This window comes from Luteimonas sp. Soil_C_16 (genome assembly GCF_057657295.1).
Genome location: NZ_JBDGIS010000002.1, coordinates 330,359 through 343,229 on the forward strand (window position 1 = coordinate 330,359; position 12,871 = coordinate 343,229).

Sequence of the window (12,871 nt, forward strand, 5' to 3'; positions counted from 1 at the left end):
TGCAAAGTGAGCGCAGACCCTAGGCCACGCGGCGCCTGATGCGCGTGAGCATCGGCTCCGTGCCTCAGGCGGCGCCCACCTCGCCCGAGACCAGACGCCCCTCCTGGAAGGTCGCGCGACGCGGTGAACAGCGCGCCACCACCTCGGCCGAGCAGCTGGCCTCTGCAAGCACGAACGCCGCCGCATCACCGGCCTTTGGCCAGGCGCGCGCGCCTGCATCGTCCAAGGGCAGCACATCGCCGGTCGCGATCCGCAACGCACGCGACAGACTGTGCTCGTCGCTGCCCGCGTAGAGCTGCGCGTACAGATTCGCCTTGTCGATCATGTCGCCAGTGCCGAAGGGCGACCAGTGATCGATGACGCTGTCGGTGCCCGACATCACCCGCACGCCCATCTCGCGCAGCGCCTGCAGCGGCATCACCGAACGGCCGATTGGCACGGTCGAGGCCACGTCGATCCCCTGCGCCGCCATCCGTCCGCCGAGCTCCGCCAGTTCGCCTGCGTCCAATGACGCCAGCGCGAAGGCATGACTGAAGGTCACGCGCGAGCGGAGCGGCGCGTTGGCCTCGACCGTCTCGACCATGTAGCGCAGGGCCGCGACGCCCGACGGGCCGGACTCGTGCAGATGGATGTCGACGCCCTTGTCGTGGTCCAGCGCGATCTGGAACATCGCGTCCAGCGAGGCTTCCATCGCACCGTCCACATTGGTGGGATCCAGCCCGCCCACGTGCGTGACGCCCAGCGCCATCGATTCGCGCATCAGGCCGTCCACCTTCGAATGCAGCAGGCCGTGCTGCGGAAACGCGACGATCTCGCACTCGAACGATGCCTGGCGTTCGGCCAGCGCGCGCTTCAGATGTTCCAGGCTTCGCAATCCGCTGACCGGATCGATGTTGCAGTGGCTGCGCGCCGTCGTGGTGCCGTTCGACAGCAGCAGCGCGATCAACGCTTCGGCGCGCGCCTGCGAGGTCGGCAGCAACTGCGGCAGCAGCGTTTCCTCGTACGCGATCATGTCCATGATCGTCTTGCCCTTGCGCGGACGCGGCGCCTGCCACGGACCGCCGTAGAAGGTCTTGTCGAGATGGATGTGCATGTCGCGCATCGGCGGCAGCGCCAGCAGTCCCTGCGCGCTGTAGCGCGGCAGGTTGCCCGCGGGTGCGTCGTGGATCGCGACGATGCGGCCGCCTGCGATCTCGAGCGTCTGCAGCGCGGTCTCGGTGCCGACCACCACGCCGCCGTCGCGCGCGAAGCCGGTTTCCAGACGCACGTCGGTCAGCAGGTAGTGGTCGTGGACGATGCCTGTCACACCTGCGGTGTCCGGTGCTCGCGCCTGCGCGTGCACGGGCAAAAATCCAAGGGCTGCGCCCGCCGTCATGATGCTGCCGCTGCGGCGCAGGAACTCTCTGCGGTTGGTCATGGGTGCGTTCCCGGGTCCGAACTGACGCACTGTAGACCGCCGCCGCTGTATTCAGAAATTAAATATCCGGATACTTTTCATGCATGAACCAGATGATCGACCCGCGCCTGCTCCGCGCCTTCATCGCCGTCGTCGACGGCGGCGGCTTCACCCGCGCGGCCGAACATCTGCACATGACCCAGTCCACCATCAGCCAGCAGATCGCGCGGCTCGAGGGGCAGCTCGGCCAGCCATTGATCGACCGGGATGCGCGTCCGATCCGCATGACCGCGGCGGGCGAACGCCTGTCCGGCTACGCCCGGCGCATCCTCTCGCTGCAGGACGAAGCCACACGCGCGCTGGGCGATCCGTCCGGTACGGTGCCCGTCCGCATCGGCCTGGCCGACGACATGCTCACGCCTGCCATGGCCCAGCTGTTCGCCACGTTCGCGGCGGCGCATCGCCACATCCGTCTCGACGTCACCACCGGCCTCAGCCGGGGACTGACGGCGCGCTATCGCGACGGCGAATTCGACATCGTGGTGGTCAAGGAAGCCGCGCCGGCGTCCGACTGTCGCGTGAGCTTTCCGGAACCGGTTGCATGGTTCGAAGCCAAGGGCGCTGCACCGTGGCCCGACCCGCTGCCGCTCGTGACGTTTCCGCCAGGCGGCCTGTATCGCGATCAGATGTTCGCGCGTGCGGAGGCCGACTGGCATCGCTGGTACGTCGCGTTTTCGGGCAGCAACCTGCAGAACGTGACCACGGCCGTCGAGGCGGGGCTCGGCATTTCGTTGTTGCCGGTGCGGGCGGTCGCAGATCGCAAGGTGCAACGTTGCCGACGCTTCGGCGCCGAGCAGGCCATGGTCGTCTCGATGTACGCGTGGGAAGCGCAGGGTCCGTACGGACCGCTGGTCGCGGACATGTACGGCGTGCTGGAGTCCCGCTGAGCGGCGAAACGCAGTTCCGGCGTTTTCGACGGCCGCGTCCGGGATCCACCGTTCGCCGCATACGCGATCGAATTCCCGGACGCAGGTTTGCCCCGGTTGACCGACGTTGACGGCGTTCGGCGCACCGGCCGCGCTGGATCGGGCGCCACGATGGTCTCTGCTTCAACCGGGAAAACACCGCTCAGGCCCGTCGTACCGCCGTTTCCCTGCCCCGCCCGCAGCTCCGCCCGTCATCGGGCGCTCACAGTTCACAGACAAATCGGAAAAGTGCTGTAAGGTGCACCCACTGTTCAAAGCGGGATCACGGTACATCGTGGCTCCGATGCGGTTGATCACAGGTTCCAGGGCCGGCAACGGCCTCTCCAGACGATCCGCTCCATCGCTTCGCGTTACCCCTTGCTCGATACAGTCCCGGCACCGCACTTGCGGGCCGTGTTTCCAATCACTGATCCAAGGAGTAACACCATGTCTGATCGTCAGAACGGCGTCGTCAAGTGGTTCAACGATGCAAAGGGCTTCGGCTTCATCACCCCGCAGAGCGGCGACGATCTGTTCGTCCACTTCCGTTCGATCCAGGGCAGCGGCTTCAAGTCGCTCCAGGAAGGCCAGAAGGTCTCGTTCAAGGTCGCGCAGGGCCAGAAGGGCCTGCAGGCTGAAGAAGTCCAGGCCGAGTAAGTTCTACTCGACCTGTGCCGCGCAAGCGGTACCAAAGAACCCGGGCGGAAACGTCCGGGTTTTTTTTGTGGCTGCTCTCCGGCGCCGCGCGCCCACTTCGATGACCCCGCGCGCGTGATCTGCCAGACTGCCTGCCCTTCGCGATCACCGGTACCGCACGCGTCCATGCGCCTGAACAAGCACATCAGCGACACCGGCGCCTGTTCGCGGCGCGAAGCCGACCGCCTCATCGGCGAAGGCCGGGTCACGGTCAACGGCATGCGCGCGCGCGTGGGCGCGGAAGTGGGCGAAGGCGACACCGTCATGATCGACGGCCAGGCGCTGCTGCAGCGGACCACCGCGCCCGGCAAGCGGCGACACGTGTACATCGCGCTGCACAAGCCGGTGGGCATCACCTGCACCACCGAGGCATCGGTGAAGGGCAACATCGTCGACTTCGTTGACCATCGCGAACGCATCTTCCCGATCGGCCGCCTCGACAAGGATTCCGAGGGCCTGATCCTGCTGACCAGCAACGGCGACATCGTCAACGCGATCCTGCGCGCCGAGAACAAACTGGAGAAGGAGTATCTGGTCACCGTGAACCACGCGGTGAGCCAGGAGGTGCTGCGCGGCATGTCGCGCGGCGTGCCGATCCACGGCCAGACCACCCTGCCCTGCCGCACCAGCCCGCTGGGCAAGTTCGGCTTCCGCATCATCCTGGTCCAGGGCCTCAACCGGCAGATCCGCCTGATGGCCGCGCACTTCAAACTGCGCGTGAAACAGCTGATCCGCGTGCGCATCGGCCCGGTCAAGCTGGCGCATCTCAAGCCCGGCCAATGGCGCAATCTCACCGACGCCGAACTGCGCGGCCTGTTGCCCGGTCAGGCGGACTTCTGATGCGCGACGACCTCACCATCGCCGTCGGCGAGCTCTACCAGGCCATCCGCCACGAACACTGGCAGGGCAAGACCTACCGCCAGTTCTGGACCTGGTTCAACGACCGCTGCATCGAGATCGTCGGCATGGCGGAGACGGCGGATCTCGACGCACTCGGCACCGCCCTGCTCGATGTGCGCGATGCGATCGAAGCCGGCGGCTACACGGTGGGTTCGGACCGGCTGGACGAGACGATCAACCCGGAGATGTGAGTCCGCTCGACGCGTCCTGCGTCAATCGCCGACCGGTGCATAGCCACTCGACTGCAGCACGCCGTCCAGATCATCCAGACGCAGCATCGCGCGCAGGGCGAGATCGCGATCGGGTGCGCGCGTCACGTATCCGTGCCAGATGCGCTGACCGATCCAGTACCCCAGATCCTGCGGCCGGTCCGGCGTCGCCGCATTCCAGAACCAGCGCGTGCCGGCCGCCATGGCCTCGGCATCGGGCGCATCGCCCTGCCAGTGCGCGCGCATGACGGCGCGATCGTGATGGAAGGCGGCCATCAGGTCGGTCTCGCGCGCCATGGCCCAGGCGTCGTCCGCGCCCGAGGGATCTTCGCCGCGCACCAGCGCACCGAGATAGTTCGCCGCACCTTCGCGCAGTGCCCACGCCAGCAGATCGCGACGCAGAGGCGCATCGTCCGGCCATTCGGGCTGCGGTGCATGCGCGAATTCGTGGGCGAGCAATGCACGAAAGCCCGGTCGCCAGTCCGGCGTCGCGCAGACCCGCTCCACCGCCACCGCGATCGTCGGCCCGGGCAGACGCATGCCGGACGAACTGTCGGCGCCCGCCACGACATGGATCGGTGGCACGACGAAATCGGGAAACACGTGGGCGTACGCAGCCGCGATGGCCTGCGCATCCAGCGCGGCCTCGCGTCGTGCCGCCTCGCTGCCGCAGCGCGCGAGCGCCATGCGCCAGCGTTGCGGCTGCGCGGCGACGGCGTCGGCCAGACGAGACGCGCCGCCGATCGCGTCCCTGTCGAACGCGTGCAAGGCAGGGCTGCCAGGATCCAGATAGCTACGCTGCAGCGCGGCGGCATCGGGCGCCGGATGCGATGCGTGCATCACTGCAGCGAACCGGTCGACGTCATCCATCGACAGCACGGTGTCCGGTGACGCGGGCGCACTCGCGCATCCCGCGGTGATGAGGCCGCACAGCGCGAGCCACATGACGCGCGCGCACCGGGCGCTCCATGTGTCGATGCAGTCGGATGCCGAGCCCATCTCCGTGGTCATGCCTGCGCCGCGCCATGTCGATCGTGCAGCGGAGTGTGCGCGTGGGAGATCATCTGCGCGAGCAGACCGCATCGCCATCCGTCAGGGTGTCTTCCGGACGACGCCGGGCGCGCGACTTCCCATTACCTTGCGGTCTCCAGGCACGGCAGGCGCATGTCCATGAGAACAGCTCGATGCGTGACCCTTGCCGCATTACTGATGGCGTGCGCCGCGGCGAGCGCGCAGACGCCGGATGCAGAGCGCGACGTGCGCGCTGCCGATGCCGCGTTCTGGAGCGCGTACAACGCCTGCGACATGACGGCGATCGGCGCGCTGCTCACCACCGACGTCGAGTTCTATCACGACAGAACCGGCCTCACGACCACGCGCGCCGGCGTCGTCGACTCGCTGCGCAACGGTCCCTGCGCGACACCCGACATGCGACTGCGTCGCGAGCTCATCGAGGACAGTCTCGCGTTCCATCCACTGGCTGACGGCTACGCGATCCTGTCGGGGCGACATCGCTTCCACGTGCGCAACGGCGATGCACCGGAGCGTGTGGATGGACAGGCCGGTTTCACCACGCTCTGGCAGAGCCGCGACGGCCATTGGCGGATGCACCGCGTGTTGAGTTATGCGCACGGGCCGGTGGCGTATGAGCCGCCGTCGGCGATCCAGTTGCCGGCGGCGACGCTCGCCCGCTACGCCGGACGCTACAACTCGGCGCGCATCGGCGGGATTGCCGTCGTCGTCGAGGGCGACCATCTGAGGCTGACCGCCGGCGATTTCGTCGTGGCGTTGTATCCGGAGTCGGTGACGCGCTTCTTCGCAATGGAACGCGACCTGCGTTTCGAGTTCGACACCAGCGGGACGTCGACGCCGAGCGCGCTGGCCGTCTACGAGAACGGCGGCCTGACCGAACGCGCCACGCGCGAGCGCTGAGCGCGTCGGACGCGACACGATCACACGATCGGCGGCGGCTCCACCGGCGGTCGCTCGCCCGGCAGCGGGCGCAGGTTTTCGGCCTCGCTTTCGCGCTTGTCGATGATCTCGCTGGCCAGCTTGTCCGCTGCCACCCGGTGCTGCAGCGATTTGCACAGCGCGATGCCGGCGTGGGTCAGACGCACACCGTCTTCGTGCTCTTCGACGAGCGCGCCTTCGAGCAGGCGCCGGGTCATCTCGGTCTCGACCGGCGTCGGATCGTTCGCTTCGCTGATCTGCTGCAGGACGTCGAGAAGCGCGAGGTCTTCCAACGGAATCGGGTCGATCATGGACGTGTCCGTCGGCTCAGAGGCCGGCAGTATGCGCCCGCACGCCGGCGAGCGGACGCCCGTTGCCTACCTGCCCGGAACCTATTCAGCGCCTGGCCCGGTCCGGATGTCGCCACGCGCGCACGTCCGCGCACGCCTCCATGACGGCGATCCGATCCTGCAATCGCGCCAACCGCGCGCTACGGCGCCGGGCGTGTCGCGTTCCAGTTGAACAGGAAGTTGCGGTGCTCGGCCCAGGTCTGGCCGCTGGCGGTCGCGCCGGCCAGGCACACCGCCGTGTGGTACGGGCCGGCGCCGTCCGTCGTGCGGAAACTCGCGCACAGGCGGCCGCGGTCCTGCTTCCAGCGCCCGGCTTCGATCGCGCTGCCGTAGAAGCTGCCACTGACCGTGCCGTCGGCCGCGAGCGACAGCTGCATCGGCTGCGTGTAGACCTCGCCCGGCTTGCTGGACAGGTCGACGACCCAGGCGCCGTCCAGACCGGTGTCGGCGGCGGACGCCGGCACCGCAGCCAGGCTCACGAGTACGCACAACACGAATCGACGCATGACGGTGTCCTCGATGCGAAAGGCCGGCCCGGCGCGACGCGATCCACGCCCGGCGTTTCCGCGGATCCTACGCCTGCCTAGGCCGCGCGGGCGACTGCCCAAGCGTCCGGCTTCGGCGCCCAGTCGCCCTCGCCGAGCACCGCTTCGACCAGGTGTTCGAGCGGATACCCCAACGTGTCGATCGCGGCGGCGCTGCCGGCATCGTCGCTGGCGGCAATCGCGGCGAACGCGCGGAATGCGGCTTCGTCTTCGCGCGCCGCGAGTGCGGTGATCGCGCGCGCAAGATCGTAGGCCAGCTCGACACCCTCGCCTGCGGTGTGGAATGCGGCGCCCGACCAGAACGCCTGGATCGTCGTCGCGTTCCACCAGTCCGCATGGCGCGCGGCCATTTCGTCGGGGCGATACAGCGCCAGACGCGGATCGGCGAGTCGCGGCAGCAGGGTGCGCTCCACGTTCACCGCGAAGCCCTCGTGCAACCAGTCCGGCATCGGCAGATGCGCCAGCAGCGCATGCGTGAGTTCGTGGACGACGACCGCCTCCAGTTCGTCCAGCCCGTCGTGCCAGCTGGCGAAATGTCCGTAGCCGGCATTGATGAAGACGCCGCTCGACATCGGCACCGTCTCGCCCTCGCCCTGGTATTGCGACAGATAGGCGTAGTAGTCGTCCTGGCTGGCGAACACCACGACGACGTGGCGGCCATAGCCGGTCTCGCAGGCCAGCGGACCGAGGCTGCTGCGGATCGCCCGCAAGGCCTGCGTGCAACTGCGCAGCACCAGCGCGGACGCGCGCGCCGACTGCGCCGACAGCAACAGGAAATCCTTCGTACCCGTCTGCCGATAGCCGGCGGGCAACGCCGTGGCGAGCACGTCGAGCCAGTGCGCCGCCGCGGCATCGTAATAGCCGTGCAGCAGTGTCTCGTCCGCGTCCTCGGGCAGCGCGGCGTCCATCGCCTGCCAGTCCGGCACGGGCAGTGCCATGTCGGCGCGCCAGTGCATCTGCACCGGCATCCGCGCGTGCGCGTCGCGCGTGTCCGGCGCCTCGTGCGCCTCAGGTGTCTTCTTTCCGAACAGCCAAGCGAGCATCCTGCTCCTCCCCGATTCCGTTGCGCATCGTCGCATGACGCGACGTGCACCTGCAGCCCGCGTCGCGCATCGCGCGCCGGATCGGACGGACACGCCAGGCACCGCGGCCGATCCGGTCAGCCGGGTGCGGCACGCGCCCCGGCCCGCCGGTGACAGTTGAGCCCATAAAAAAATGCCGCACACCCGAAGGTGCGCGGCATTTCGATCCAGGCATGAATCCGCGATGCGCTGCGCGTCGGGCGCGTGGCCCGATCCGCGGCGCTCGGGACTTACTGCGTCGTCACCAGATTGGTGGTCACGACGTCGGTCACGCCTTCGATCTCACGCGCAATGCGCGTTGCTTCGGTGACCTGCGAGGCCTGCTCGACCTGGCCCGTCAGCGTCACGACACCATTGACGGTTTCCACGTCGATCTTCAAACCGGACACGTCGGAATCGGCCAGCAGCGAGGACTTCACCTTGGTGGTGATCCAGGTGTCGGAGCCCGGCTGGTCGGATTCCATGCCGGTGTTCATGCCGTTCGCCGAACCGTCCATCGGCGCGTCGGTGCGCGCAGCGCCCGTCGCGGTCGTGTCAGGCGTGGTAGCCGGCGTCGTCGCCGGCGGCGGGGTCTGCATTGCAGGATCGGTGGCAGGCGTCGTGGCGGCCTCGTCCGCAGTGCGGTCGTTCGAACAACCGACGGCGAGTGCAAGGACCGAGGACATCGCAATGGCGAGCGGAATACGGGTGATATTGGAAGTCATCTGAAGCTCCAGCGTCTGGGTGTGCCGGAGAGTGTCAACGGTGGGTGTCATCGGTCGCGTGACGGAATGACCCGGATTTCAGAATCCGGGTTTACGTTTGTGACACGCCCGCGAAGACGTGCCTGCAGCGCTGCGCAAACGACTGCGCGCTGCATCGATGCGCTGATCGAACATCAAGACGAGGAGTTCAATGTGCCGTGCGGACGCTTCGTACGCTGCGCGAACGCGATGGGCCGGACGCGACCGGTCCATCGCAATGAACGATCACTCGCCCTGACGCACGCCCTGCGCGGCGCGCTCGATCGCATCGGCGACCACGCCCGGCTGGGTATAGAACAGCGCGTGGCTGGCCGACACGCGCGTGATGTCTGCGCCGATGCGTTCGGCCATGTGGACGAGCATCGCCTGATCGAATGCCTTGTCCTCGGTCGCGATCACCGCCCAGCTGGGCTTGCTCCGCCACGCGGACTGCGTCAGCGGCGTGGCGAACGCGGCCATGTTGATCGGCACCTGCGAATCGCGCAGGAACGCCGCGTCGGCGTCGGTGGTGTCGTGCGCGAAGCCGGCCTTGAACTGCGCGGGCTTTACGATGCCGAAGCCGTCGGCCGCGGTGTCGATGACGAATTCCGGCGTCGGCGCGAAACCGGCGTACTGCTGCGCGGTCGTCTCGCCGGCATCGGGCGCCAGCGCGGACACGTAGACCAGCGCGGTCACCTTGTCGTGCACGCCGGCCTCGGTGATCACCGTGCCGCCCCAGGAGTGGCCGACGAGCACGGTCGGCCCGTCCTGGCGATCGAGGACGCGGCGCGTGGCCGCGACATCGTCTTCCAGCGAGGTCAGCGGGTTCTGCACGATCGACACGCGATAGCCGCGTGCGGTGAGCAACTCGTACACCGGGCGCCAGCCGGAACCGTCGGCGAACGCGCCGTGCACCAGCACGACATTCTTCGCATGGGTCGGGGTGGTCGGCGTGGCCGCATCACTCGCGTGCGCGCCGGACACGGCGCTGGCGGTCAGGGCGGCAGCAAGCACGGCGGTCTTGAGCATGGACATGGCAGGTCTCCGGTCGGGATGGGATGGCGGTCTGGGTGCGGCGGGATGTGTCGTTCGGCAGCGCTACTTTTCCACAACCACTGGACTATGGGGAATTTAAAGTCCATATAAATTGACAATTAGTCCGAATCTGCCGGCGATCCCCCGCCGCCGCGGCTGACCGTCCGCGGCAGCCGGCGCGGGTCAGGCGGTGGGGACCGTGCCGCCGTCGATCGTGATCTCGCTGCCCGACATCGCCGCCGCGCGTGGCGAGATCAGGAATGCGATCAGATCCGCGACCTCCGCTGGCATCGCCGGCCGCCCCAGCGGAATGCCGCCCAGCGCATCCATGACCATTTGCCGTGCGCCCGCGAGATCGGTGTCCGCGCCGGCGGCGATGGTGCCGAGGAAATCGGTCGCGGCTTCGGTCTCCACCCAGCCCGGCGAGACGCGCAGCACGCGCACGCCTTGCGACGTCACCTCTTTCGACAGCGCCTTGCTGTAGGTCGACAGTGCGGCCTTCGCTGCGGCGTAGGCGATGGTGGAATCGTGCAGCGGCAGACGGTGCTGGATCGAGGTCACGTGCACGATCACGCCCGCGCCGCGCTGAAGCATCTCCGGCAGCACGGCACGGTCCGTGCGCACGGCCGCCATCAGATTGAGATCCAGCGCCTTGGCCCACTCCGCGTCGTCGAGTTTCGCAAAGCCGCCCGCGGGCGCCGACGATCCGCCGACCACATTGACCAGTGCATCCACGCCGCCGAGATGGTCGCGCGCACCGGCCACCGCGCGCGCGACGCCTTCGGGCGTGGCGAGATCGACCGCGAGGTAGTACACGCCGTCCACGGCCGTGTCGGGGATGGACCTGGCCGTCGCCACGACGCGGGCGCCCAGGCTGGCCAGCAATGCGGAGACCGCGGCGCCCACGCCCCGCGTGCCGCCCGTGACCAGCACGCGTGTGCCAGAGAGTCGGAGATCGAAGCTCATGGCGCGATCTCCAGCGAGGCGATCCGGCCGCGCGCCAGGGTGAAGGTGTAGCGCAGGTCGATCGGGCTGCCCGGGAACGCGCCGGACACGTTGCAGGTCACGATGTACGCGCGACCGTCCTGGGCCACGGCGTGCGGCCGGGCGATGAAGTCGTACTTCGCCTGCGTCGCCGACTTCCAGTCCGCGATCTGCGCGGGACCGCGATGGGTGTGACTTTCGTCCAGCACCACGCCGTCGTCGTTGAAGCAGCGCCCGACCGCCTGCGCGTTCTGGCGGTCGGCTTCGAAATAGGCGGCAATCGGTTCGGGGAGATCGAGGGTGTGCATGACGCGCTCCTGTCGGTGGGAGCGGTCATGCTGCGCCGCGTGTTCAATGCCGTGAATCGCCTATTATCGAATCGGCTTATGTCGAAAACGGTGCACAGTGCGCGGATCCGAATTCGCTGAACTCCGGGCCTTCGCGGCCGTCGTCGACCGGTCCAGCTTCGCCCGGGCCGCCGATCATCTGGGCCTGTCCCGCTCGGTCCTGAGCCAGATCATCCGGCAGCTCGAAGAACGCCTCGGCGTGCGCCTGCTCAACCGCACCACGCGCAGCGTGTCGCCGACGGAAGCCGGCAGGCGCCTGCACACGCGCATCGCCCCGATGCTCCGCGACATGGACGAAGCGGTGGCCGAGGCGATGGGATCGAACGCACGCGCCGCCGGCACGCTGCGCATCAACACTTTCAGCATGGCGGCCGAGACCCTCATCGCGCCGCGGCTCGGGCGATTCGGCCGGGCGCATCCGGATGTCGTGCTCGACGTCGTCATCAGCGACGGGCTCAGCGACATCGCTGCCGAGGGCTTCGACGCCGGCATCCGCGTGGGCGGTCGACTGGAGAAGGATGTCGTCGCGGTGCGGCTGACGCCCGACGTGCAGCTGATGGCCGTCGCCAGCCCCGACTACCTGGCGCGCCACGGTACGCCCGCCACCCCGTCGGACCTGCAGCGTCACGCATGCATCAGGTTCCGGTTTCCCGGCAGCGGCAGGATCGCCGGCTGGGAGTTCGCGAAGGCGGGCAAGCGGGTCGAGTTCCACGGCGACGGGCCGGTGATCGCGAATCACCAGAGCATCATTTCCGCGGCAGCGGTGGCGGGCCTCGGCATCCTCTACACCTATCACGACGACGGCGTCGCCCAGGCATTGCAGGACGGCCGGCTGACACGCGTGCTCGCCGACTGGTCGCCGACGGTGCCGGGGCTGTATCTGTACTACGCCAACAGGCGGCACATGCGCCCCGCGCTGCGCGCCTTCATCGACTGCCTGCTGGATCGGGATCTCAAGGCCGCCGCGTCCCCGGCTGCTGCCGACTGACGATGCCGGATGCAGGACGCCAACCGACCTCTCGCGCGCTCCCGCACAGCGCATCGAACGGTGCTGGCACAGTCCTCAGGGCGTTGCCGGCGCCATCAGCAGCGACTCGTGCGCGAGTACGATCCGCCAGCCCTCGGGCAGCCGCTTCCAGATCGACGTGGCGAACACGCGCGCATCCGCTTTCGCGCCAGCCGGCGTCGTGCTCGTGACCTCCAGCGTCTGCAGCGTCGCCACCACGTCCGCACTGATCGGCGTGATCCGAGGCGGTGACGGCGCGCGGTACACCGCATCGGATTTGCCGTGGTCCCACCAGTCCAGCTGTGCGTCGTGAATGGCCTGCCAGCCGCGCAACGTGATGTCGTCGAACACCAGCACGGTGTCCGGCTGTCTGGCGTACATCCGCATGAAGCGGTCCGTGTCGTGGGCATTGGCGGCCGCCAGCATCTCGTCGAGCAAGGGCTGAAGTTCCGCCTGCACGGTCGTCGGGGACGGTGCCGCCGGCGCGGCCACCGCCAGACTCGACCACGCACACAGGACGACGAGACACGTTGCACCGGCCAGCCGGCGCAAGGCCGACCGCAAGCCATGCCGCCGCGCACCCGCCCGGAGTGATTCACCCGCTGGTTTCACTCCGGACTCGACACCCATTTCCGACTCCCCACGCGCTGCGCGTCCTGAAAGACTTCAAGCGCTGCAAACATC

The 12,871-nt window shown here is 68.2% G+C and carries 16 protein-coding genes; 6 read left to right on the forward strand and 10 right to left on the reverse strand.

Annotation, left to right across the window (positions count from 1 at the left end):
* Positions 1–64 precede the first annotated feature (64 nt).
* Complete coding sequence (locus AC3A5T_RS05310) at positions 65–1,417, reverse strand: amidohydrolase family protein (RefSeq protein WP_487627668.1); 1,353 nt, start codon at positions 1,415–1,417, stop codon at positions 65–67.
* 83 nt (positions 1,418–1,500) lie between these two features.
* Here AC3A5T_RS05310 and AC3A5T_RS05315 point away from each other — a divergent pair, with 83 nt between their 5' ends.
* The 4 genes from AC3A5T_RS05315 to AC3A5T_RS05330 all read left to right on the forward strand — a co-directional run bounded on the left by AC3A5T_RS05315 (position 1,501) and on the right by AC3A5T_RS05330 (position 4,148).
* Complete coding sequence (locus AC3A5T_RS05315) at positions 1,501–2,343, forward strand: LysR family transcriptional regulator (protein WP_487627669.1); 843 nt, start codon at positions 1,501–1,503, stop codon at positions 2,341–2,343.
* Between the two features lie 465 nt (positions 2,344–2,808).
* Positions 2,809–3,018 carry a cold-shock protein gene (locus AC3A5T_RS05320; RefSeq protein ID WP_332079381.1) on the forward strand — a complete coding sequence of 70 codons (210 nt, stop codon included), beginning with the start codon at positions 2,809–2,811 and terminating at the stop codon, positions 3,016–3,018.
* 165 nt (positions 3,019–3,183) lie between these two features.
* The gene (locus AC3A5T_RS05325) at positions 3,184–3,897 is read left to right on the forward strand and encodes a pseudouridine synthase (RefSeq protein ID WP_487627670.1); all 714 of its coding nucleotides are present in this window, start codon (positions 3,184–3,186) and stop codon (positions 3,895–3,897) included.
* Positions 3,897–4,148 (forward strand): hypothetical protein, encoded by a 252-nt coding sequence (locus tag AC3A5T_RS05330; RefSeq protein ID WP_487627671.1) that lies wholly within the window; start codon positions 3,897–3,899, stop codon positions 4,146–4,148. Before AC3A5T_RS05325 ends, AC3A5T_RS05330 begins: the two co-directional genes overlap by 1 nt.
* Positions 4,149–4,169: 21 nt before the next feature.
* On the opposite strand, the gene AC3A5T_RS05335 is transcribed toward AC3A5T_RS05330, so the two are convergent.
* Entirely contained in the window at positions 4,170–5,177 is a 1,008-nt protein-coding gene (locus tag AC3A5T_RS05335; protein WP_487627672.1) for a hypothetical protein, read from the reverse strand.
* A 159-nt stretch (positions 5,178–5,336) separates the two neighbouring features.
* On the opposite strand from AC3A5T_RS05335, the gene AC3A5T_RS05340 reads away from it, so the two are divergent.
* Positions 5,337–6,098, forward strand: a complete 762-nt coding sequence (locus AC3A5T_RS05340; protein WP_487627673.1) for a nuclear transport factor 2 family protein — start codon at positions 5,337–5,339, stop codon at positions 6,096–6,098.
* A 20-nt stretch (positions 6,099–6,118) separates the two neighbouring features.
* On the opposite strand, the gene AC3A5T_RS05345 is transcribed toward AC3A5T_RS05340, so the two are convergent.
* From AC3A5T_RS05345 to AC3A5T_RS05375, 7 genes are all read right to left on the reverse strand, one after another.
* A complete protein-coding gene (locus AC3A5T_RS05345; protein ID WP_332079376.1) occupies positions 6,119–6,427 on the reverse strand; it encodes a hypothetical protein in 309 nt (102 codons plus the stop codon).
* Between the two features lie 179 nt (positions 6,428–6,606).
* Positions 6,607–6,972, reverse strand: coding sequence for a hypothetical protein (locus AC3A5T_RS05350; protein ID WP_487627674.1), 366 nt, complete (start codon positions 6,970–6,972; stop codon positions 6,607–6,609).
* A 77-nt stretch (positions 6,973–7,049) separates the two neighbouring features.
* On the reverse strand, positions 7,050–8,054 hold the full coding sequence (locus AC3A5T_RS05355; protein ID WP_487627675.1) for a hypothetical protein: 1,005 nt from the start codon (positions 8,052–8,054) through the stop codon (positions 7,050–7,052).
* A 269-nt stretch (positions 8,055–8,323) separates the two neighbouring features.
* Positions 8,324–8,797 (reverse strand): BON domain-containing protein, encoded by a 474-nt coding sequence (locus AC3A5T_RS05360; RefSeq protein ID WP_487627676.1) that lies wholly within the window; start codon positions 8,795–8,797, stop codon positions 8,324–8,326.
* Positions 8,798–9,061: 264 nt separating this feature from the next.
* Positions 9,062–9,850 carry an alpha/beta fold hydrolase gene (locus tag AC3A5T_RS05365; RefSeq protein ID WP_487627677.1) on the reverse strand — a complete coding sequence of 263 codons (789 nt, stop codon included), beginning with the start codon at positions 9,848–9,850 and terminating at the stop codon, positions 9,062–9,064.
* A gap of 183 nt (positions 9,851–10,033) precedes the next feature.
* On the reverse strand, positions 10,034–10,816 hold the full coding sequence (locus AC3A5T_RS05370) for an SDR family oxidoreductase (RefSeq protein ID WP_487627678.1): 783 nt from the start codon (positions 10,814–10,816) through the stop codon (positions 10,034–10,036).
* Positions 10,813–11,142: a nuclear transport factor 2 family protein gene (locus AC3A5T_RS05375; RefSeq protein WP_487627679.1), complete on the reverse strand. Its 330-nt coding sequence runs from the start codon at positions 11,140–11,142 to the stop codon at positions 10,813–10,815. Before AC3A5T_RS05375 ends, AC3A5T_RS05370 begins: the two co-directional genes overlap by 4 nt.
* 97 nt (positions 11,143–11,239) lie before the next feature.
* Here AC3A5T_RS05375 and AC3A5T_RS05380 point away from each other — a divergent pair, with 97 nt between their 5' ends.
* On the forward strand, positions 11,240–12,169 hold the full coding sequence (locus AC3A5T_RS05380) for a LysR family transcriptional regulator (protein ID WP_487627680.1): 930 nt from the start codon (positions 11,240–11,242) through the stop codon (positions 12,167–12,169).
* Positions 12,170–12,244: 75 nt separating this feature from the next.
* Here AC3A5T_RS05380 and AC3A5T_RS05385 read toward each other — a convergent pair whose 3' ends face one another.
* Positions 12,245–12,817 carry a YybH family protein gene (locus AC3A5T_RS05385; protein WP_487627681.1) on the reverse strand — a complete coding sequence of 191 codons (573 nt, stop codon included), beginning with the start codon at positions 12,815–12,817 and terminating at the stop codon, positions 12,245–12,247.
* Between the last annotated feature and the right edge of the window lie 54 nt (positions 12,818–12,871).